At 42.4% G+C, this 22,330-nt stretch carries 21 protein-coding genes and 1 other annotated feature; all 21 genes read right to left on the bottom strand.

Translation table 11 applies throughout. From position 1 onward, the window contains the following. Window positions 1-135 precede the first annotated feature (135 nt). Window positions 136-783, bottom strand: coding sequence for an orotate phosphoribosyltransferase (pyrE, locus tag ACE1TI_RS01930; protein ID WP_375005884.1), 648 nt, complete (start codon window positions 781-783; stop codon window positions 136-138). Beyond that, window positions 780-1,490 (bottom strand): orotidine-5'-phosphate decarboxylase, encoded by a 711-nt coding sequence (gene pyrF / locus ACE1TI_RS01925; RefSeq protein ID WP_375005883.1) that lies wholly within the window; start codon window positions 1,488-1,490, stop codon window positions 780-782. The genes pyrE and pyrF overlap by 4 nt, the downstream gene beginning before the upstream one ends. After that, window positions 1,487-2,401 carry a dihydroorotate dehydrogenase gene (locus ACE1TI_RS01920; RefSeq protein WP_375005882.1) on the bottom strand — a complete coding sequence of 305 codons (915 nt, stop codon included), beginning with the start codon at window positions 2,399-2,401 and terminating at the stop codon, window positions 1,487-1,489. The genes pyrF and ACE1TI_RS01920 overlap by 4 nt, the downstream gene beginning before the upstream one ends. Then, window positions 2,398-3,159 (bottom strand): dihydroorotate dehydrogenase electron transfer subunit, encoded by a 762-nt coding sequence (locus ACE1TI_RS01915; RefSeq protein WP_375006034.1) that lies wholly within the window; start codon window positions 3,157-3,159, stop codon window positions 2,398-2,400. Before ACE1TI_RS01915 ends, ACE1TI_RS01920 begins: the two co-directional genes overlap by 4 nt. 11 nt (window positions 3,160-3,170) lie before the next feature. Beyond that, entirely contained in the window at window positions 3,171-6,395 is a 3,225-nt protein-coding gene (gene carB, locus ACE1TI_RS01910; RefSeq protein WP_375005881.1) for a carbamoyl-phosphate synthase large subunit, read from the bottom strand. A gap of 20 nt (window positions 6,396-6,415) precedes the next feature. Further along, entirely contained in the window at window positions 6,416-7,498 is a 1,083-nt protein-coding gene (locus tag ACE1TI_RS01905) for a carbamoyl phosphate synthase small subunit (protein ID WP_375005880.1), read from the bottom strand. Continuing rightward, window positions 7,495-8,781 carry a dihydroorotase gene (locus ACE1TI_RS01900; protein ID WP_375005879.1) on the bottom strand — a complete coding sequence of 429 codons (1,287 nt, stop codon included), beginning with the start codon at window positions 8,779-8,781 and terminating at the stop codon, window positions 7,495-7,497. Before ACE1TI_RS01900 ends, ACE1TI_RS01905 begins: the two co-directional genes overlap by 4 nt. Next, window positions 8,778-9,716, bottom strand: a complete 939-nt coding sequence (locus ACE1TI_RS01895) for an aspartate carbamoyltransferase catalytic subunit (RefSeq protein ID WP_375006033.1) — start codon at window positions 9,714-9,716, stop codon at window positions 8,778-8,780. Before ACE1TI_RS01895 ends, ACE1TI_RS01900 begins: the two co-directional genes overlap by 4 nt. A gap of 227 nt (window positions 9,717-9,943) precedes the next feature. Beyond that, window positions 9,944-11,284 (bottom strand): solute carrier family 23 protein, encoded by a 1,341-nt coding sequence (locus ACE1TI_RS01890; protein ID WP_375005878.1) that lies wholly within the window; start codon window positions 11,282-11,284, stop codon window positions 9,944-9,946. 181 nt (window positions 11,285-11,465) lie between these two features. Beyond that, window positions 11,466-12,014: a bifunctional pyr operon transcriptional regulator/uracil phosphoribosyltransferase PyrR gene (gene pyrR, locus ACE1TI_RS01885; RefSeq protein WP_375005877.1), complete on the bottom strand. Its 549-nt coding sequence runs from the start codon at window positions 12,012-12,014 to the stop codon at window positions 11,466-11,468. Between the two features lie 286 nt (window positions 12,015-12,300). After that, window positions 12,301-13,215 (bottom strand): RluA family pseudouridine synthase, encoded by a 915-nt coding sequence (locus tag ACE1TI_RS01880; RefSeq protein ID WP_375005876.1) that lies wholly within the window; start codon window positions 13,213-13,215, stop codon window positions 12,301-12,303. Then, entirely contained in the window at window positions 13,212-13,679 is a 468-nt protein-coding gene (gene lspA, locus ACE1TI_RS01875) for a signal peptidase II (RefSeq protein ID WP_375006032.1), read from the bottom strand. Before lspA ends, ACE1TI_RS01880 begins: the two co-directional genes overlap by 4 nt. 140 nt (window positions 13,680-13,819) lie before the next feature. Further along, window positions 13,820-16,588 (bottom strand): isoleucine--tRNA ligase, encoded by a 2,769-nt coding sequence (gene ileS, locus ACE1TI_RS01870; protein WP_375005875.1) that lies wholly within the window; start codon window positions 16,586-16,588, stop codon window positions 13,820-13,822. A gap of 103 nt (window positions 16,589-16,691) precedes the next feature. Further along, window positions 16,692-16,912: a binding site (T-box leader), on the bottom strand. Window positions 16,913-17,012: 100 nt separating this feature from the next. Then, on the bottom strand, window positions 17,013-17,531 hold the full coding sequence (locus ACE1TI_RS01865; RefSeq protein WP_375005874.1) for a DivIVA domain-containing protein: 519 nt from the start codon (window positions 17,529-17,531) through the stop codon (window positions 17,013-17,015). Between the two features lie 75 nt (window positions 17,532-17,606). Then, window positions 17,607-18,386: a YlmH family RNA-binding protein gene (locus tag ACE1TI_RS01860; RefSeq protein WP_375005873.1), complete on the bottom strand. Its 780-nt coding sequence runs from the start codon at window positions 18,384-18,386 to the stop codon at window positions 17,607-17,609. A gap of 10 nt (window positions 18,387-18,396) precedes the next feature. Then, complete coding sequence (locus ACE1TI_RS01855) at window positions 18,397-18,651, bottom strand: YggT family protein (protein WP_375005872.1); 255 nt, start codon at window positions 18,649-18,651, stop codon at window positions 18,397-18,399. 24 nt (window positions 18,652-18,675) lie between these two features. Continuing rightward, complete coding sequence (locus tag ACE1TI_RS01850; protein ID WP_375005871.1) at window positions 18,676-19,083, bottom strand: cell division protein SepF; 408 nt, start codon at window positions 19,081-19,083, stop codon at window positions 18,676-18,678. A 28-nt stretch (window positions 19,084-19,111) separates the two neighbouring features. After that, complete coding sequence (locus tag ACE1TI_RS01845) at window positions 19,112-19,792, bottom strand: YggS family pyridoxal phosphate-dependent enzyme (protein ID WP_375005870.1); 681 nt, start codon at window positions 19,790-19,792, stop codon at window positions 19,112-19,114. An 18-nt stretch (window positions 19,793-19,810) separates the two neighbouring features. Continuing rightward, window positions 19,811-20,647, bottom strand: coding sequence for a peptidoglycan editing factor PgeF (gene pgeF, locus ACE1TI_RS01840; RefSeq protein WP_375005869.1), 837 nt, complete (start codon window positions 20,645-20,647; stop codon window positions 19,811-19,813). A gap of 113 nt (window positions 20,648-20,760) precedes the next feature. Next, the gene (locus ACE1TI_RS01835; protein WP_375005868.1) at window positions 20,761-21,006 is read right to left on the bottom strand and encodes a YlmC/YmxH family sporulation protein; all 246 of its coding nucleotides are present in this window, start codon (window positions 21,004-21,006) and stop codon (window positions 20,761-20,763) included. A 437-nt stretch (window positions 21,007-21,443) separates the two neighbouring features. Continuing rightward, window positions 21,444-22,232 (bottom strand): RNA polymerase sporulation sigma factor SigG, encoded by a 789-nt coding sequence (gene sigG / locus ACE1TI_RS01830; RefSeq protein WP_375006031.1) that lies wholly within the window; start codon window positions 22,230-22,232, stop codon window positions 21,444-21,446. Window positions 22,233-22,330 lie beyond the last annotated feature (98 nt).

Here is a 22,330-nt window from a genome sequence, read left to right as displayed (position 1 = left end):
ACTGATAATACGGTTGTTTCTTTCACCTTATACCATAAAGGAAAAAAATTCAATGACTGGGAACGGGGTTGCACATATAAAAAATAGAGTGTGAAGACAAAAATCACACCCTGATGAAATAACTGAATCCTCTAATTACTTGACGTGTATGGTTGTTTCAAGCCACTTTCTGCTTTCCGGATCCTTCTTCCACATCTCTAATCTTCTAAATTGCTGTTCTGTTATATAGTTATCCTTGAGGGCAGTTTCAAGAAGGGTATTATAGTCTGTAAGAGTCTCGGCCTTTAAGTCAGCGTCTTTCAGCATGTCTACTCCTTTTTGCAGCCCGTACGTAAAAATAGCAGCCGTTCCGAGTACATCTGCATTATAAGCCTGTAATGCTTCCTGGACCTTAATAACACTTCCACCTGTTGAAATAAGATCCTCCACGATTACTGCTTTCGCACCTTCTTTTAACACACCCTCGATTTGATTTCCTTTTCCATGTGATTTGGATGAACTGCGAACATAAATCATCGGAAGCTCCATCTTATCAGCAACCAGTGCAGCGTGAGGGATTCCGGCAGTGGCCGTACCTACGATAACGTCTGCATCCGGATATTTTGTTTCAATCAATGTCTTTAACCCTTCTGCAATGCTTTGACGAAGCGCAGGGTAGGATAAGGTAAGTCTGTTATCGCAGTATATCGGTGATTTAATTCCTGATGACCAGGTGAATGGGTTATCTGGTTTTAAACTGACTGCTTCTATTTTTAATAATTCTTGAGCTAACCATTGTTTCATGCTTCATTCCCCCACTGCTTTTTTATTTCTATATATTGCTGGTACGGGTTTTCAGCAGCACGTGTGATGCTTCTTCCTACAACAATGGCATCACTTCCAAGCTCCCTTGCTTCCTGCGGTGTTACCACCCGTTGTTGATCATTTGACTTATTGTTTGAAAGCCGGATGCCAGGTGTGACCGCAGAAAAATCGGATCCTACCTGCTGCTTAATAAACGGCGCTTCTAGTGCTGAACAAACAACACCTTGAAGTCCCGCCTGTTTGGCATTGTTTGCATAATGAATGACAGTATCTTTTAGTGTTTTTTCAATAGCTAGTTCGTGTTTCATCATCTTCTCTGATGTACTGGTCAGCTGGGTAACAGCTATGCAATCAGGAGTTTTTGATAGAGCTCCTTCCGATAATCCTTCTTTAGCTGCTTCCATCATCTTTATACCACCTGCAGCATGTACTGTAATTAAATCAACTTGTAAAGAAGCAAGTTGCCTGGCTGCCGCTTTTACGGTGTTCGGAATATCATGAAGTTTAAGGTCTAAGAACAATTGGTGACCTGCTGCCTTCCACTTTTCTACCAATGCCGGTCCTTCACGGTAAAATAATTCCATGCCCACTTTGAGAAATAGTTTTTCATTTTCGAAGGAAGATAAAAACGCATTTGCTGTTTGCTTGTCTGCAAAATCCATTGCTATAATTAATGGTTTATTCACAGGGATCTCACTCCTTTTTTTCGGAGATCCTGGACATTTTCCAATCCTTTCGCATGAACCCAATCTTCTAGTTCGCGAATAAGTTCGGGACAAATAAATGGGTTCGTAAAGTTAGCTGTTCCAACAGCCACCACATCCGCACCAGCCATTATAAATTCAATCACATCATCGAGTGTAGAAATACCACCCATTCCGATAATAGGTAGTTCTGTCTGCTTTCGAACTTCATGAATCATCCGAATGGCAATTGGCTTAATAGCCGGTCCCGATAGACCGCCGGTTTCATTTGCGAGCAGCGGTTTGCCTGATTGTATATCAATTTTCATCCCCGACAAAGTATTAATCATTGATAAACCATCGGCGCCGGCTTGTTCTACTGCTTTTGCCACCACAGTGATATCCATAACATTTGGAGAAAGCTTGACATAAACAGGGCAGGAGGATACCTTTTTGACCCGTCTTGTTAGTTCGGCTGCCAGATCAGGATCTGTTCCAAAAGCTATCCCGCCTTCGTTTACGTTCGGACAAGAAATATTCAGCTCTAAAGCCCCTACCTGGTTTGTTGCAGACAATTCAGCTGCTACTTCCTCATAATCTTCCATTGTTGTTCCGGCAATATTTGCAAGCAGGGGCGTGTCATACGTTTCGAGCCAACTTAATTTTTCCATCACTTTTTCAAGGCCCGGGTTTTGCAGACCGATTGCATTCAACATTCCAGCTGGTGTTTCCGCAACTCTTGGTGTCTCATTACCAAACCTTGGATGATTGGTTGTTGCTTTTAACGCAATAGCTCCAAGTTGGTTTAAGTCATATAATTTGGCAAACTCTTCTCCAAATCCAAAACAGCCAGATGCAGGCATGATTGGATTATTCATAGGTAATCCGGGTAGGTTTGTTTGAAGCTGAGTCATAGTACCACCTCTCTCCATGGAAATACAGGGCCGTCACTGCAGACTTTCCGGTATTCACTTCCGTTAGGGTCATTTTGTGTATGGCAGACACAGGCAAAGCAAGCACCGATACCGCATCCCATTCTCTCCTCGAGGGAAAGGCTCCCTGCCGCGTTTGGATATTCATCTTCTAGTGCTTTTAACATAGGTATTGGGCCGCAGGCATATAACCGGTCAAAACGTAATGATTCTCTATCTATTACATCGGTGACAAGACCTTTATGTCCGGCACTTCCATCCATGGTGCTCACATATACATCGCCCGTTTCTTTAAATTTTTCTTCATAAAAGACAGAAGCAGCGTCAGCAAAACCGAGCACTGTAACAACCTTTACTCCTTTTTCAGCAAGCGAAAGAGCCAGGGAGTAAAGCGGAGGAACGCCGACCCCTCCGCCGACAATTAATGCTGTTTCACCTTGCTCGGCTTCTTCCAAAGAAAAGCCGTTGCCGAGCGGACCAAGAACATCCACGGAATCATTTTGCTTGCGTTGTGAGAAAAGATTCGTTCCTTCGCCTTCTGTTCGATAAATAATCGTCAGCTCGTTATTTTGCTTGTTGTGAGCACAAATGCTGATCGGGCGCCGAAGTAAAGGCGTGGACTGATTCGATGGTTTTATATGAAGAAACTGCCCCGGTGCGGTTATCTCCTTTACCATTTCTCCCTGAAGGGTCATTTCAAAAATATTCTCGGCAATTTCTTTATTGGAGCGCACGATCATATCTTCTTTTCTCACACTGTCACCCCGTTCGCTCGAACCGCTTCTCTTTTTTCCATGGCAGGCATCGCTTCTGCAGAAAAAGTGATCATTTCTAGTACTTTTAATAACGCATCGGCTGTATCAATAGACGTCATACAAACCACTTCGTTTTCGACGGCTTCCCGTCTGATCCGGAATCCATCCCGTGCAGGCTGTTTGCCCTTGGTGAGCGTATTAATAACAAATTGTGCTTTGCCTTCCCGGATAATGTCTAACAAATTCGGAGAAGATTCTTCGACCTTATTTACCACTGTTACAGGAATGTTTTCTTTTCTTAAATAATCCGCTGTTCCTTTTGTTGCAAGCAGATTGTAGCCGATCTGATGAAAGCGGCGTGCAAGCGTCAGCGCTTCTTGTTTGTTTTTATCTGCGATCGTAAACAGAACGGATCCGTGTTCTGGTATGTTCATCCCAGAAGCAATTAAGCCTTTGTATAATGCTTTTTCAAGTGATACGTCACGCCCCATCACTTCGCCTGTTGATTTCATTTCCGGTCCAAGCGTAATGTCTACTCTTCGTAATTTGGCAAAAGAAAATACCGGCACTTTCACAGAGACTTCTTTTTTCTCCGGCAGCAGTCCGTCGCTGTATCCTTGAGTCATAAGACTTTTTCCAGTCATTACTCTTGTGGCAATGGATGCAATCGGCACTCCTGTGATTTTGCTTAAAAACGGCACCGTCCGGCTTGCACGCGGATTTACTTCTAAAACATATACTTCGTTGTCATGAATGACAAATTGAATATTTAAGAGTCCCTTAATATTGAGTCCTTTTCCAATGGCAATGGTACGTTCCACCAATTTTTGCTTGATCTCCTCAGAGAGCGTCTGCGGTGGATACACAGCGATCGAATCTCCCGAGTGGACTCCGGCGCGTTCGATATGCTCCATAATCCCCGGCACAAACACCGTTTCTCCGTCTGCTACTGCATCGACTTCAATTTCTTTACCGATCATGTAGCGGTCGATCAGGACGGGATGTTTTTCATTTACTTTTACCGCACGCTCCATATAAGACAGCAGTTCATTTTCGTTATCTACAATTTCCATTGCTCTTCCGCCTAGTACATAGGATGGGCGCACTAATACTGGGTAACCGATGTCAGCGGCTATTCCTACGGCCTCTTTTGAAGAAACAGCGGTTCTTCCTAATGGCTGCGGAATTCCTAATTGCTGCAAGGAGTACTCAAACTTATCACGGTCTTCTGCTCTGTCCATATCTTCAAGTGTGGTACCAAGAATTTTCACACCATGTTCGTGAAGACCGTCTGCTAAATTAATAGCGGTCTGTCCGCCAAACTGCACGATAACCCCTTCTGGTTTTTCCTGCTCCACCACATGCATTACATCTTCAAGGGTGAGGGGTTCGAAATACAGTTTGTCAGAAACACTGAAATCAGTAGATACTGTTTCCGGGTTATTATTAATGATGATAGCTTCATAGCCTTCTTCCTGCAGCGCCCAAACGGTATGAACTGTAGCATAATCAAACTCAATTCCCTGTCCAATGCGGATCGGGCCTGAGCCAAGCACTAACACGGAAGGCTTATTTGTACGGCCGCTTTCATTTTCCTGCTCATAGGTTGAATAATAATAAGGTGTTTCTGATTCAAATTCAGCGGCACATGTGTCCACCATTTTGTAAACCGGCATTATTTGTTTACGTTTCCTCATTTCATAGACTTCTTTTTCTGTCCATTCCCACTTCGCAGCAATAAATGAATCAGATAGACCCATTTGTTTTGCAAGATTCAGCATGTCCGGATTACCTGGATGATAGGGCAGTTCTTCTCCAGCAGTAATGATTCCCGAAAATTTCTCAAGGAAGAAGCGGTCTATCTTTGTAAGACTGTAAAGTGTTTCAATCGACCAGCCCCTGCGGAAAGCTTCTCCAACCACAAACAATCTCTCATCTTCTGCTTTTACTAGTTTTTCTTCGATTTGTTCGTCGGTGTATTCCATATAAGCTTGATCACTCAAATGATGTTTGTTCATTTCCAGGGAACGAACCCCTTTCATGATCGATTCCTCAAACGTGCGGCCGATGGCCATTACTTCTCCGGTCGCTTTCATCTGCGTACCGAGTCTGCGGTTGGCTGCTTCGAACTTATCAAACGGCCAGCGCGGTATTTTCGTAACCACATAATCTAACGCAGGTTCAAAGCTTGCATACGTTGTTCCGGTGATAGGGTTTTTCAGTTCATCCAGCCGGTAGCCTGCCGCAATTTTGGCGGCTAATTTTGCGATCGGATAGCCTGTCGCTTTGGAAGCTAACGCGGAAGAACGGCTCACCCGCGGATTCACTTCGATAATATAATACTCGAAGCTGTGCGGAGAAAGAGCAAACTGGACGTTACAGCCGCCTTCAATTTCTAAGGCACGAATAATTTTAAGCGATGAATCGCGGAGCATTTGATATTCCCGATCAGATAATGTTTGACTTGGAGCTGCAACAATAGAGTCACCGGTGTGAATACCGACAGGATCAATGTTTTCCATGTTACAAACAACGATGCTTTGGCCGGATCCATCTCTCATGACTTCGTATTCTACTTCTTTAAAACCGGCAATGCTTTTTTCGAGCAGACATTGATGTACAGGGCTGTATTTTAAACCGGAGCTTATTATTTCATGAAGTTCTTTTTCATTATGCACGAGTCCTCCGCCCGTTCCGCCAAGCGTGTAAGCTGGGCGTACAATAACCGGATAACCGATTTTTTCTACAAATGCTTTTGCTTCTTCGAGATTGTGAATGATCTCGCTTTCCGCCACAGGTTCATTTAATTGTTTCATAAGGGAACGGAATGCTTCTCTGTCTTCTGCTTTTTGAATCGCTTCAAGTTCCGTTCCTAGAAGAGAAATGTCGTATTGTTCTAAAACACCTTCATTATAAAGCTCCATCGCCATATTCAGGCCCGTTTGTCCGCCTAATGTTGGAAGCAGGGCATCAGGCTTTTCTTTTCTTATGACACGGCTGACAAATTCCAGCGTAATCGGTTCAATATATACTTTGTCTGCCATGTTCGTATCCGTCATAATAGTGGCTGGATTGGAGTTGACAAGAATGACTTCATAACCTTCTTCCTTCAACGCTTGACAGGCCTGTGTGCCTGCATAGTCAAATTCAGCTGCCTGGCCGATAACAATCGGACCGGAACCTATAACGAGTATTTTCTTTATATCTGTACGTTTTGGCATTTTCCTCTCTCCTTTAACCCTTAGATGGATACAACTTGATGCTTATCGATCATCGCAATAAAATCGTCAAACAAATCATTCGAATCAGCTGGTCCCGGGCATGCTTCCGGGTGGTACTGCACGCTGAAAGCAGGGTAATGGTGATGAGATACCCCTTCTACCGTTCCGTCGTTTACATTTACATGGGTCAGCTGAAGATCTGTTCCCATTAAAGAATCTCTATTTATCGTGTAGCCATGGTTTTGCGAGGTTATATCAACACGGCCGTTTCTTACATCTTTTACTGGATGATTTCCGCCGCGGTGTCCGAATTTCAGTTTGGACGAGCGGGCACCGCAAGCGAGGCACAGAAGCTGATGACCTAGACAGATTCCAAAAATCGGGACCCTGCCAAGAAGTGATTTTAATGTTTCAGCTGCTTCTGGTACATCCGTCGGGTCTCCAGGACCGTTGCTCAGCATGACTCCGTCTGGATTTAATTTAATTACCTCTTCTGCTGTTGCATTATATGGAAGCACAAACACATCACAGCCGCGCTCTATGAGATTCCTCGCAATGCCGTGTTTGGCTCCGTAATCCATTAAAACGACTCTCCGCCCTGAACCGGGAGCATGATAAGCATTTTTGGTAGAAACTTTCTTGACTTTATCTTTTGATGGCTGAAAGGCTTGCAGCTCTTCAATCACATCTGCTTCCTCTGCCTTTTCATTGCAAAGACGTCCATATAATGTTCCGCGGCTGCGAATGAGACGGGTCAGCATTCTCGTATCTATTCCTGCAACAGCAGGTATATCTTTTTCTTTCAGCCAGGCGTCAAGGGTTGCTGCACTTCGGAAATTGCTTGGATGCGATGCCGATTCTCTTACAATCAGTCCGCCAGCAGTTGGATCCAGCGTTTCGAAATCATCACGGTTTATGCCGTAGTTCCCGATAAGCGGATACGTCAGCGTAATAATTTGATCGCAATAAGAAGGGTCAGACAAAATTTCCTGATAGCCTGTCATACTCGTATTAAAAACCACTTCTCCTGAAGTATCGCGTGAGCTTCCCAGTGCCTCGCCAGTAAATACGGTGCCGTTTTCTAGAATCAATTTTCTTTTCATGTAAGTCGCGCTCCTTCCTTTTTATATACAACCTTGCCGCCGACCATGGTTAATATCGGTGTTCCTTTTGTTTTCCACCCTGTAAATGGACTATTTTTTCCTTTTGATTCAAATGTTTTTGGATCAATTACTTCTTCTTTATCTAAATCTATGAGAGTTAAATCAGCTGCCGCTCCTGCCGTAAGCGAACCTGCTTCAAGGTTAAAAACAGCCGATGGTTTTCGAGTTAAACTGTCAAGTAATTGTTCGAGAGTGCAAACTCCTTTTTCGACCAAATATTTATATAAGAGAGGAAATGCGGTTTCTGAACCGGTTATCCCGAATGGAGATTTTTCCATACCTTGTGCTTTTTCTTCTTCTGCATGAGGAGCATGGTCGGTCGCAATAAAATCAATCGTTCCATCAAGCCAGCCTTCGAGCAAAGCTTCCTGGTCTTCTTTTGCCCGAAGCGGTGGATTCATTTTGAAATTTCCATCAAGGCCGGGTATATCCTCTTCTGAAAGAAGTAAGTGGTGCGGTGTTACTTCTGCTGTTACGTGTATGCCTGCCTTTTTCGCATCACGAATCACCCGCACCGATTCCTTTGTACTGACGTGGCAGACGTGATAATGCGCACCCGCTGCTTCTGTAAGCAGGACGTCTCTCGCGATATGTACGGATTCACAAACGGAAGGTATTCCGTTTAATTGATGTTTTTCTGAGAATTTTCCTTCATGAACACTTCCTTTATTGATCAGTGTGTTTTCCTCACAGTGAGCAACAATAGCCTTACCAACGCTTGCTGCTTCTTTCATAGCTGCAAGCATCATCGATGCGTCCTGAATGCCTACGCCGTCATCTGTGAATGCAAATGCCCCGGCATTCTTCAGACCTTCAAAGTCTGTCAGTTCTTTGCCAAGCTGCCGCGTCGTTATAGAAGCGTATGGCAAAACGTTTACGTGCGCCTTCTCATTAATTCGTTTCCACATCCGCTTCATTTCTTCTGGAGTATCCGGAACAGGCCTCGTATTGGGCATCGGGCAAATGGTTGTAAATCCTCCTTTTGCTGCAGCTGCAGTACCGGTTTCAATTGTTTCTTTATGTTCTCCGCCAGGCTCGCGCAAATGAACATGGACATCAACAAATCCAGGTGATAACAATTTTCCTTCCGCTTCTAGAAGTACTGCTGCTTCATCTGGTGCAGTTCCTATAGCAGCTATTTTCCCATCTTTTATTTCCACATCCTTATGTTCAACTTTTCCTTCTACTGTATATATTGCTGCACCTTTAATCCAACCGTTCATTGAATTACTCCTCCTTTATGTTGATCAAGCACTTGGTTTAATACGGCCATACGTACAAATACACCATTTCTCATCTGTTTAAAAATTCTGGACCGATCACATTCCACTAATTCATCAGCTATTTCTACATCTCTGTTAATCGGGGCAGGGTGCATAATGATACTCTTTTGTTTCATCCGTTTTTCCCGACTTACCGTGAGTCCATATAGCTGATGATAATCTTTTGGACCGGCTACCATCTTGACTGCGTGACGTTCATGCTGAATGCGAAGCATCATCATGACGTCTGCTTTTTCTACCGCTTCATCCATCGTTACATATCGATGCATCAATTCTTTTGACATCCACTCTTTCGGTCCGCTGACAAACACATTAGCACCGAGCCGTTCGAGTACTTCGAGATTAGATCTTGCTACACGGCTGTGAAAGATGTCCCCTGCGATCACTATATTTAAACCTTCAAACGTTCCAAATTCTTGTTTTATTGTTAATAGATCTAAAAAAGACTGAGTAGGATGATGACCGCAGCCGTCCCCGCCATTGATGATAGGTATATTTATTCGATCTCTTAATCCATCGAAATAACGCTCTTTGCTATGACGGATGACCACTACGTTTGCACCGATGCTCTCTAATGTTTTCACCGTATCATAAAGAGTTTCTCCTTTTTTAACACTGGATGTGTCTGCTTCAAAAGGCAAAACATCAAGACCTAATTTTTTTTCAGCTGCTTCAAAACTGATTTTCGTACGCGTACTTGGCTCAAAAAACAAATTTGCTGCGAAAAGCCGCTGCGATGGAAATACCTTAGGCCGCCTTGATAAGTTCTCCGCATGATCTAGAAGATTATGAATCTCGTTTACTCCCCAGTCTTCCATGGTTAATACGTGTGTCGGCTGCAGCTGTTTTCTTTTTCTATCAAGCTCCGTTTGCATCATCATTCCATCATCATTCTCCTCATAAAAAATGGTTAAACTTAAACATTTGGGCAGCTGACCTGTAAAGGTAAAAATAAAACCCCTGAAACTCTATTCAGGGGTTAAAGATACAGTGCTCCCTTTTAAAAAAGGATATTAGAAAGCATATGCTTCTCGTAAGCGATACCTTTCTAGCACTGTATGTTCACCCTTGAGAGTCTCTCTGTACTTCTTTAAAGGATGGTTCAGGCTGCATTGTTATTTTCTTTTTCTTTTAATTGTTCTTCTAGCGATGCAAACATCGCACCGTTTCCTTGGCCATATTTTTTCCCAGGCAGGATGGCATTCAGCAAGATACCGATCATTGTAGCCAATGCCATTCCGGCTATTTCTAGATTGTCACTAATTTGAATGAATGCTCCGCCTATTCCTGTCACCAGGATGACAGAAGCAATAATAAGGTTTCGTTTAATGCCAAAGTCAATTTGGTTATCTATTAACATTCTCATTCCAGATGAAGCGATAATCCCGAAGAGCAGAATCGAAATGCCGCCCATAACCGCTCCTGGGATGCTTGCTATTAACGCTTCTACCTTTCCTACAAAACCGAAGATGATGGCAAGTACCGCTGCTCCTCCGATAACAAATACGCTGAATACTCTTGTAATAGCGAGAACACCGATGTTTTCTCCATAGGTTGTATTAGGCGGACCGCCGACAAAAGAAGCGATGATCGTTGCTACACCGTCTCCAAGGATTGAACGGTGCAATCCCGGTTTCTTCACAAAGTTCTTCCCTGCCACTTTACTTAGCACCATCTGATCTCCAATATGCTCTGCTAGAGTCACGATGGCAATCGGTGCCATGATCGCTACAATGCTCCAGGACCATTGCGGGGTAAACGTTGCAAACGGTGTGACAAAATCCGGGACGCGCAGCCACGGTGCTTCGATGATCTCTGTAAAGTTAACCAGCCCCATAAATGCTGCTGTCGTGTAACCGCCGGCAATACCAAACAGTATAGGAATGAGATTGAAAAATCCTTTAAAAAAGACAGACGCTATAATTGTTATCGCGAGCGTGACAAGCGCGACACTAAAATGAAGCATGGGCTCAACATACGTTCCGCTTTCTTCATCAAAATTCATTGCCATTTCAATGGCAGTACTGGCAAGCCCCAAACCGATAACCATGATGACCGGTCCTACCACTATCGGCGGAAGCAGGTTCATCAGCCACTGCACCCCGGTCCATTTAATAAGAAGGGCCGTTATACCGTAAACAACTCCTGCTGTAAACGAACCGATCATTACACCTTCCGGCCCGCCTATAGACATAGCTGCAATTACCGGCATAATGAAAGCGAAAGAAGAGCCGAGATAAGCAGGAATCTGCCCTTTAGTTATAATCAAATACGCTAGTGTGCCAAGACCGCTTGAAATAAGGGCGATCGCTGGGCTTAATCCGGTTAAAACCGGTACAAGAATAGTAGCTCCAAACATTGCAAACAAATGCTGCAAGCTTAATATTAACCATTGGTTCCATTTTGGTACTTCATCTACATGCAATTTGACTTCGTTTTCCATGATAATTTCCCTCCCGATTTGTCATCGCACTTTGCTGCCCCTTTTCTCAGCAAGGTATAAAAAAACTCCTTGCCGCAGAGGGCAAAGAGGTACAAATCGCAAGCGCGGGAGGCATGGGCCTGCCTCGCTTGATTTATACCTCTTTTCAGCCTCTCTGGACTGATTTAAAGAGGTGCGTCATTTAGTTTTTTTGTCGAATAGTTACTTCGTCAATATTATCTGCTTCCGTCAATTTGACGGCAATCACTTCTTCTTTGGATGTTGGAATATTTTTCCCAACATAATCTGGCCTGATCGGCAGCTCACGGTGGCCTCTGTCAATTAACACAGCTAGCTGAATCTGAGAAGGCCTGCCAAGATCCATCACCGCATCCATTGCCGCTCTGACTGTCCGTCCTGTGTAAAGCACGTCATCTACTAAAATGATTTTTTTATCATGAACAGTAACAGGGATATTAGTACCTTTTAGTTCTGGGTCAGCACTTTCTGTTTGATGGCTTAAGTCATCCCGGTACAGCGTAATATCGGCTTCCCCTACTGGAATGTCTTTTCCTTCAATGCGAGAAATATTAGCTGCCAGACGTTCGGCTACATGAATTCCTCTTGTTTTAATTCCAACAAGAATACAATCATCTATGCCTTTGTTTTTTTCAATAATTTCATGAGAAACTCGAATCAATGCTCTTCGTATAGCCTGCTGATCGAGTAATACTCTTTCTTCTGTTTCCATGGCAACCTACCGTCCTATCGTTTTTTCTTGTTAACTAGCGTAACTAATTACCCAAAAACCCTTGCCGCTAACTTCAGGGAGATGCGGCTCTTACATTGTGTATTCCATAAAAAATCCTCCCGCCCGGCTGGGTGAGAGGATGGGGTACCTATATACAGACATACTCATACCGCTTCATTATGCGGCCTGTACACAAGCTCCTTCTCAGCCTCACGGGACTGTCTTTAAAGGTTGCTGTTTATTGCTGTTTTCTTGATATTGATTATGGCAAATCCAGCTTCAAAGGTCAAGACCTTTTTCGAAGATCTTCTATTATTTTTGACATGTCCTCAGGTAATGAGGTTTCAAACTCCATATATTCATTCTTTACAGGATGTGCAAAGCCAAGTCTCGCTGCATGAAGTGCCTGTCCTGCTATCGACAGCGTCTTTGTTCTTCCATACTTTGGATCACCGGCAACCGGATGGCCGATATAAGCCATATGCACACGAATTTGATGGGTGCGTCCCGTTTCAAGCCGGCATTCCACAAAAGTATAGTCCTTCCATTGTTCTAAAACAGTAAAATGCGTTACAGCATCTTTGGCGTTTTTTTCGGTGACAGCCATTTTCTGCCGGTCTTTTGGATCTCTTCCTATCGGAGCTTCTATCGTGCCGCGCTCGTGCGGTATCGTTCCGTGCACAATGGTCCGGTACAACCGTTCTATTTTTTTATCCTGTAATTGCACACTTAGGTTCTCATGAGCATTGTCATGCTTCGCCGCTACCAACAGCCCTGTAGTATCTTTGTCAATTCTGTGTACAATTCCAGGACGCAACTCTCCATTGATTCCAGATAAATCACGGCAATGATACATTAACGCATTTACGAGAGTACCTGAATAATGCCCGGGTGCAGGGTGAACGACCATTCCTCTAGGCTTGTTTACAACTACAATATCGCTGTCTTCATATCGAATATCTAAAGGAATATTTTCTGCCGTTATCTCCGGTTCTTCAGGTTCTTTCGGATACACTGCAATCTTGTCGCCTGCCTGCAGTACATAGTTACGTTTTATCGTGGCTTCATTTACCAGCACTAAACCTTCTTTTATCCATGCTTGAATGGTTGTTCGTGACCAATCTTCCTGTTTTCCAGAAAGATATTTATCAATCCGTTCTCCTGCTTCTGCTGCCTCGATAAACCATTCTAATTCTTTCATGCTTTGTTCCTCTTTTCTTTCCACTCATCTGCTGTAATTTTTATTACGAGGAGAAGTACTCCTACTACCAATGCTGAATCGGCAATATTAAAAATGGGATAGTTGTACGTATAAATATAGACATTAAAGAAATCAACGACTTCACCAAAAAGGAGACGATCAATAAAATTTCCAACGGCACCGCCCATAATAAGGGCAAGGGGAATACCTATAAGCTTGCTGTCCTTTCCGTATTTATGTAAATGGTAAAGAACAGCAATAATAACAATGACCGTGACAATATAAAAAAGCCACATCTGCCCCTGGAGTATGCCAAAAGCTGCTCCGGCGTTACGGTGAGATGTTAAATAAAAAAAACCGGGGATAACTTCTATACTTTCACCAATATCCATATTTTCTACAACTAAAAATTTCGTTATCTGGTCCAGACCAATAATAAAAAGACTCAAAATATAATAAATGATTAACATGTTAATATCCACCCTGCTTTTCTGCCTTACCCTGCAAAAATATATGCTCCTTCATACTTAATATAAACATTGTAAAAGCTGTCCGGGAACCATATTACATCTTGGCCCCCGGACAACTATAATTAATGAATTTATTATACGTGGCTGTAATGCTCTTTAACGATATCTGTACATTTATCACACAAACCAGGATGTTCCGGATCTTTTCCTACCGTTTCTGTAACGGTCCAGCAGCGTTCGCACGTTTCTCCTTCTGCAGGCATTACCTCTACAGCAACGTGTTCCAGGCTTTCTGCAGAAGACGGTGCATCCGCTTTTTCTCCAACAATCGATGCGCTAGAGACAATAAACAATTTCGTTAAATCACCGGCCTCTTCTAAAACTTTTTTCAGCTCCGGCTCTGGATAAAGAGTGAGGGAGGCAGTTAACGATTTTCCTATCACTTTTTCATTTCTTGCATTCTCTAATGCTTTTAACACATCGTCTCGAACCGTCATAACATAATCCCATTTTTCTTTTAATTCCTTCGCCTGGCTGACATTCTTTTCTTCCGGCATATCAGTAAGCTGTACGCTGTCTGCTTCAACGCCTGGAATAAAGGCCCACACTTCATCAGCTGTGTGCGGAATAATTGGTGCTACTAAACGAACGAGCGCTACTAACGTATCATACATCACCGTCTGGATCGCACGCCGGCCTTTATTGTTCGGCGCTTCAATATATAACGTATCTTTAGCAATGTCCATATAAAATGAGCTTAATTCGATGGTACAGAAATTATGAAGCGTGTGAAAAACAGTAGCAAACTGATATTCATCATAACCTTTTTTCGCTTTATTGATCACATCTTGAAGTTTGACGAGCATATACCGGTCAAGTTCAGGCATATCACTTTCTTCCACACGGTCTTTTGCCGGAACAAAGTCATGAAGGTTACCAAGCAGAAAACGGAAAGTATTTCTTAGTTTTCGATAGGCTTCAGCTACTTGCTTTAATATTTTATCTGAAATACGAACGTCAGCCTGGTAATCGACAGAAGCTACCCATAAACGCAAAATATCTGCCCCGAGCTGTTTCATTACCTTATTCGGAACGACAACGTTTCCGACGGATTTACTCATTTTACGGCCTTCTCCATCAAGAGCAAATCCATGACTGATGATAGCTTTGTACGGTGCTTTTCCGGTCGTTGCCACACTAGTCGATAGGGAAGAGTTAAACCAGCCTCTGTATTGGTCTGAACCTTCAAGATATACATCTGCAGGACGCTGCAGCTGCTCTTTTTCTTCAAGTACAGCTTGATGAGAAGACCCGCTGTCAAACCATACGTCCATAATGTCCATTTCTCTTGTGAATTCACCATTTGGACTGTGTACAGATGTATATCCTTCTGGTAGAAGATCTTTTGTATCCCATTCAAACCAGATGTTGGAGCCGTGTTTACGGAATAGCTCTGAAACATGATTAATCGTCTCATCCGTTACAATTTCTTCGCCATCTTCTCCGTAAAAAATCGGGATCGGCACCCCCCAGGCACGCTGACGGGAAATACACCAGTCTCCGCGGTCACGCACCATGTTATAGAGACGGGTTTCGCCCCATTCCGGCAGCCATGTAACATTGCGAACCGCTTCTAGCAGATCTTCACGAAAATCCTCAATAGAAGCAAACCATTGAGCCGTTGCTCTGAAAATAACCGGTTTTTTCGTCCGCCAGTCATGTGGATATGAATGCGTGATAAACGTAAGCTTTAATAGCGCACCGAGCTCTTCTAGTTTTTGTGTAATTGGTTTGTTTGCCTCATCATAAAAAAGCCCTTCAAATCCAGGAGCTTCTTTGGTAAAGCGCCCTTTGTCATCAACCGGGCACAGCGTTTCCAGACCATACTTCTGACCGACAACATAGTCGTCTTCCCCGTGGCCGGGAGCTGTGTGTACGCAACCAGTACCTGCGTCAAGGGTGACATGGTCTCCAAGAATCACAAGGGAATCACGGCCATAAATAGGATGAGAGGTCATAATGTGCTCAAGGTCTTTCCCTTTTACCGTTTTTACAACCGTTGGATTTTCCCACTCTAATACTGTTTGCAGCTGTTCTACCAATTCTTCTGCAACAACATATTTTTTATTTGCTTCCTCCACGACGGCGTAAGAAAGTTCTGGATGAACCGTAATTGCCAGGTTTGCTGGAATGGTCCACGGGGTAGTGGTCCAGATAATGAATTTTTCATCGCCGTCAAGCACATTTTTCCCTTCTTTTACATCAAAACTGACATAAATCGAAGGAGACCGTTTATCGTGGTATTCAATTTCCGCTTCGGCCAAAGCAGATTCAGAAGATGGTGACCAGTAAACAGGCTTTTTCCCTTTATAGATATAGCCTTTTTTCGCCATTTCCCCAAATACTTTAATTTGCTGGGCTTCATATTCTTTAGTCAGCGTAATATAAGGATTATCCCAATCCCCGCGTACCCCAAGACGTTTAAATTGTTCACGTTGCCGGTCAAGCTGTTCTAAAGCATAATCTTCACATGCTTTTCGAAACTCTGCGATCGTCATTTTTTTACGATCCACTTTTTTATTTTTTGTAAGAGCTGTTTCAATAGGAAGACCGTGTGTATCCCATCCAGGAACGTACGGGGCATGATAGCCATTCATCGATTTATACCGTACGATAAAGTCCTTTAAAATTTTATTTAAAGCATGACCCATATGAATGTCTCCATTTGCGTATGGAGGACCATCGTGAAGCACAAACAGCGGACGGCCTTTCGTGCGTTTCTGCACTTTTTCATAAATGTTTTGTTCGTCCCATTCTTTTTGTTTTTCAGGCTCCCGATTGGGAAGGTTTCCTCTCATTGGAAAATCGGTTTTCGGCATTAATAATGTTTCTTTGTAACTCATTAGCTGACTTCCTCCTTTATTAAAACCATTCAAATATCCTGCACATTTTGAAAATGTGAAAGCATTGAAATATTTCAGTATAAAAAAAGACCTCCCCATCCCTCCAAGGGACGAGAAGGTCTCGCGGTACCACCCTAGTTATGCTGCCATGAAAACAGCATCAACTCTTTTATGTTAACGGTATTTACCGCCGGAAGCCTAGTGACACACTTCGGTTCCGGAACTCCAGGGTGATGTCCTGTTTTGATTTTCCACCGTGCTTTCACCGCCCACAGCTCGCTATAGAAAAATAACAAAACGGCGCGTCCCTATCTTCGTTTTTATTGTCTTTTGTACTGTGCATTCCTTTAGCATTCAAGATGAAAGTAAGGTTGAATGCATTCGAATATTCTGATTGAAAAAATTATAGAACAAACAGCCTGTCTCAGTCAAGCTGTCTTTGTTTTTCTGTTTCTGACTCTTCTTCCTTTTGTTCTTCTTTTGTGTCTATTACCGTATCCCAATCATCATTATGTAACATTTCAAGCTGGGCTTCAATCAGCATTTTAAAACGCATCCGGTAGACAGAAGCTTGCTTTTTAAGTTCTTCTATTTCAAGTTCAATTTTGCGGGCTTTATTTAAAGCATCATTAATAATACGATCCGCGTTTTTCTCAGCCTCTTTAATAATCAGCTGTGATTCTTTTTTTGCATTGCGGCGTACTTCTTCTGCAGATTCCTGGGCTACGAGAATCGATTTGTTCAACGTTTCTTCGATATTAGAAAAATGCTCCAAACGCTCTTCTAACTCATTTACTTTGGAAAACAGCTCATTTTTTTCACGAATAACATTTTCGTAATCTTTAATGACTTGATCTAAAAATTCATTAACTTCGTCTTCATCATATCCTCGAAAGCCTCTGGTAAACTCTTTATTATGGATATCTAATGGTGTTAAAGGCAAATCCCGCACCTCCATTCTTCTATTTATTCAGTAACATGATATTTCGACAGCAAACTTGAAAATCCTGCCTTTTATTTACGGATCTTGTTTTTTTCCATAACTTATTTTAAAGCGTCCTTTTTTGGTTTTTCCATCTGAATTTAATAATTTTCTCCGCCCTAAGCCTCGTACAGAAACATAGTCGCCTTCCTGTAAAGGAAATGACGCCTGATCTACTGTTTTCCAGTTTACTTTGACCCGGCCCTTTTCTATGAACGGGGCGGCTTTGCTTCTCGATAAACGATACATTTCAGCAATCATGACATCCAGCCGGAAAGAAGAGACAGTTGTCTGTACTTCTTCCCAGTTATCTTCTATAGGAAGCATGCTTTGCATCGGTATTTTCTCCACAGATACAGACGCCTTCCCTATCTTTTGAAGGTTCATTTCAATAAATAGGGCTATATCCTCTACTGTAACAAATTGGAAACAGCCGCTCCCTTCCAAGATATCACCATATTTATTTCGTTTTAACCCAAGCCCTGTCAGTGATCCGAGCACGTCACGATGGCCGATGGTGACAAATTTAGAAGGATAGGTCATTTCAAACAGAGTCAATTCAAAGTCTTCTCGATTAACTTCTTCATAAAAAGGATATAGTATCGCACGTTTTCGTTCGCAGCCTTCCGCACCTCCCCAAAAAGAAAGGTGTACAGTTTCATCTTTTCCAACAACAGAGGAAAGAATATCTTGTTCACGCGGGTCCAAAAAGTCGGTCAGCTTTCGCTCAAACTTTGTTTCAACAGCCTTTTTCCATTCCATTACTTGTTCTACAAACGCATGTTCTTCTTTTCGGAAATGTACAAATACAGACATATATTACTCCTTAAAAGAACAATGCTTGTACGCCGTAACGGGCGAAATGAAGAGCAATAATAGCTACAATAGGTGAAATGTCTATCATTCCAAGCGGTGGTATAATCTTTCTAAATGGCTCCAGGTATGGTTCAACTAATGAGCCTAACATTTGTCCAAAAGAAGATTCACGCGCATTTGGAAACCACGACATTAAAATATAAATGATAATAAGATAAGAATAAATCTGCATCCCTGCAAGCAGTATCATTCCAATTGTGTTCATGTTCTGCATTCTCCTTTACTACAATCAATCCTGGGTATCGTGTAATATCTCTGAAATCGCACCAGACACATCGACATTATCCGGGGTACAGAGAAAAATATTTGTTCCGACTTTTTGGATGTCTCCTCCGATAGCGTAAACGGTGCCGCTCAAAAAATCAACGATTCGGCGGGCTTGGTCGCTTTGAATACGCTGCACATTAATAATAACAGACTTTCTATTTTTTAAATGATCTGCAATATCCTGAGCCTCATCATATTGCCGGGGTTCCATAAGCATTACCTTTGCGGACTGCTGAACGCTTTGCAGACTGACGACATTCTTTCCATCTTTTTTTTCATACGTTTGCGTTCCCTCTGGAACCTCTATTTCTTCTTCAACAACATCGTCTTCCAATTCAAAAAAACGTTTAAATTTAGATTTAAAGCTCATCCTAACCCTCCTTCTCCCTCTAGCCGTTTTACTCGCGGCCTACTAGTGTGGAGCCGAGACGAATATATGTAGCTCCTTCTTCAACGGCAACATGAAAGTCGTTAGACATTCCCATTGATAATTCATTGCATGGAGCATGTTCAAGGCGGAGTTCCCGGATTTTATCACGTAAATGTCTGAGCCTGCGAAAAACAGGGCGGGTGTCTTCTGGATCCTCTTTAAAAGGGGCCATTGTCATTAAACCAATTACTTGAATAGCGGGGTAGTTCTTCAGCTGTTTTATAAAATCAATTGTTTCTTCTGGTGCTAGACCTGCTTTAGAAGCTTCTCCGGAGACATTAACCTGTACAAAACATTGAAGTTTTTGATTTTCCGGACAGCGCTTTTGCAGCTCTTTGGCTAAAGAGAGCCTGTCCAAAGAATGATAGTAATCATATTTACCGACAAGGTGTTTGACTTTTTTAGATTGCAGTGATCCAATGAAATGAAAGCCGGCCTGTCCTTGAAAGGCTTCCCATTTTTCAAGTGCTCCTTCCAGCCTGTTTTCGCCTATATGATGAATGCCGGCTTCTATCGCTTCTTTTGTTTTTTCAAGGCTTACATATTTTGTAACGGAAATGATTGTTACATTCTCCGGATCTCTGCCGGAGGAGCTGCATGCTTTTTTAATAGTCTCCTGAATCTGAGCTAGGTTATTTGCTACGGTCACTATGTTTGCGTCTCCTTTCTATTGATCTTTTTCAAAACCGATAAACGTCATCATTCGGCCGGTGCCTCCGCTATTTCTTCGATGAGAGAAAAATAAATCGTTTTCGTTATATGTACAATGACTGCTGACAAAAATATTTTCAGGTGGAATCCCTTCATGTTCTAATAATATCCGGTTCATTTCTTTCATATCAAGTTGAAACCTATCTTTACGCTGCGAAGTATACCAGGGCTCAGGCACTCTCGCTGGTAGAACTTGTTTCATCTTCGAAATCACCTTATCATCGACTTCGTAAGCATTTTGAGAAATGGAAGGCCCGATGACTGCATAAATTTCTTCTAGGTCTATCCCTTCTTTGCCGGCCCACGTTCTTATGAACTTGCCTCCAATGTTCAGAGCCGTTCCTTTCCAGCCTGCATGAGCAAGTCCTATATAACCGGCAGCCGGTGCGTAAAAAATCAAAGGGACGCAATCGGCATAAAAACTTACGAGAAGTAATCCTTTTTCTTTTGTATATATGCCGTCTGCCTCACCAGCTGCTGAGTCTCGAGAAAGAGCACCTTTTCCTTTATCTTTATTGTTAATTTTTATGATCTCATTTCCATGAATCTGTTCACAAGCTGTCCAACTTGACAGAGGAAATCCGATTTCCCTTCCGACATGCTTTCTGTTTTCAACAACCGTTTGAGGATCATCTCCAACATGAAAAGCTGTGTTTAACGTATCAAAGGGCTGAACACCCTCGCCCCCTTTTCTAGTCGTCATTCCTGCGACAAGAGAAGATTCCTCTGTAAATGGCTTTCTGTTAACGGTGAGAATACTTTCACTTTTTCTAGAAAAAGGAATTTTTTTCATTATACCTCTTCTTTCGTAAAAAATCGTCAAAACCAGTCTACTTATTTTAACATATTTTATGTTATTGCCATAGAAAATCCTTTAAGCTTAAGGTGTCTTTGAGATAATACTTTTTACTTTGGGTCCCCTTCGTATAAATTTACTAGAATAACATCAGAACCTATTTTGACAATCTGAGTCCAAGGAACGACAAATTCATTGTCACGATTAAAAATTGTCATCATTTTTGTCGCCCCGCCTACAATGATCGCATCCACTTGACCAGTTTCTACATTGATATCCACATCCCCTGCATGACCAAGCCTTTTACCGGTATGCATGTTCACGATATCTTTTGCTTGTAAATCTGAAATTCTCATATTCCCGACCCCTTTGCGCAAAAGTAGATTAATTCATTATATGTAGGTACTTCAGAGAACATATCCTCATCTTTGAAAAACTTAGCTTTTATAAAAGCTTTTAATGAACAAAAGCACAAGCGCCTATTTCAAATGACGTTCGGCTAAGTTCGTCACGTCCTGTGACTACGCCGAACTGGCTTGCCCTGGATGGGCTGACTTCTGCGTTGCACACAAGACGTGTGCGAATTTAGCAGAAGGTTCCTAAAGATGTTCGACTAAGAGCGCCACGTCCTGTGACAACGTCGAACTAACCCACCTCGTGTGGGCCTCCGAGAGGCTGGGCGCTGAAGCTAGATGCGGATCAAATAATATGGAGATAGTTATCCATAATAGAAAAAATTTTAATTTTTTAAACAACAAAAAAACCCCGCCTTCATCTAGACGGGAGAATCATTTTAAATGCTTGCAGAACGATTCATTTGTTTAATGGCTGCTTTTTCAAGTCTAGAAACTTGAGCCTGAGAAATTCCAATTTCATCTGCAACTTCCATTTGGGTTTTTCCTTGAAAAAACCTCAAATCTAATATCATTTTTTCTCTCGATGTCAGCTGTACCATTGCTTCTTTCAGGGCAAGGTGTTCCAGCCATTTTTTATCCTGTTCTTTATCGTCGCTGATTTGATCCATAACATAGATCGGATCACCGCCATCATTATAAATCGGCTCAAATAACGATACGGGATCCTGAATAGCATCAAGAGCAAACACGACTTCTTCTTTTGGCATTTCCAATTTAGCAGCAATTTCTTGGACTGTAGGTTCCTCTTCACGCGCTCTTTCAGCCATTAACTGGTCGCGAACTTGCAAAGCTTTGTAAGCTGTATCCCTTAAGGATCTAGAAACCCTGATCGGGTTATTATCTCTAAGATAACGTCTTACCTCTCCGATAATCATAGGGACTGCATACGTAGAAAACCGTACATTCTGCGAAAGATCAAAGTTATCAATAGACTTCATTAATCCTATGCAGCCAACCTGAAATAAATCATCCATATGTTCACCGCGGTTATTAAATCGTTGAATGACACTTAGAACAAGACGCAGATTTCCATTTACTAGTTCTTCTCGAGCTTGTTCATCTCCTTGCTGCATTTGTTTAAAGAGCTCTCTCATTTCTTTATTTTTTAAAACGGGAAGTTTCGAAGTATCAACACCACAAATCTCCACCTTGCCACGTGCCACCATCAGTCCCTCCCAAGCAATGATGTAAGGGATGTGTGTTACATCCCGATATTCTTGTATGTTCATGTTCAGTATTTCCGAGGAGGGAAAAATTATGCAGG

Source organism: Alteribacillus sp. JSM 102045 (assembly GCF_041949975.1).
In the GTDB taxonomy this organism is placed as follows: domain Bacteria; phylum Bacillota; class Bacilli; order Bacillales; family Marinococcaceae; genus Alteribacillus.
Note: the sequence above shows the minus strand (reverse complement) of the source record. Positions and strands in the feature narration are given on the sequence as shown.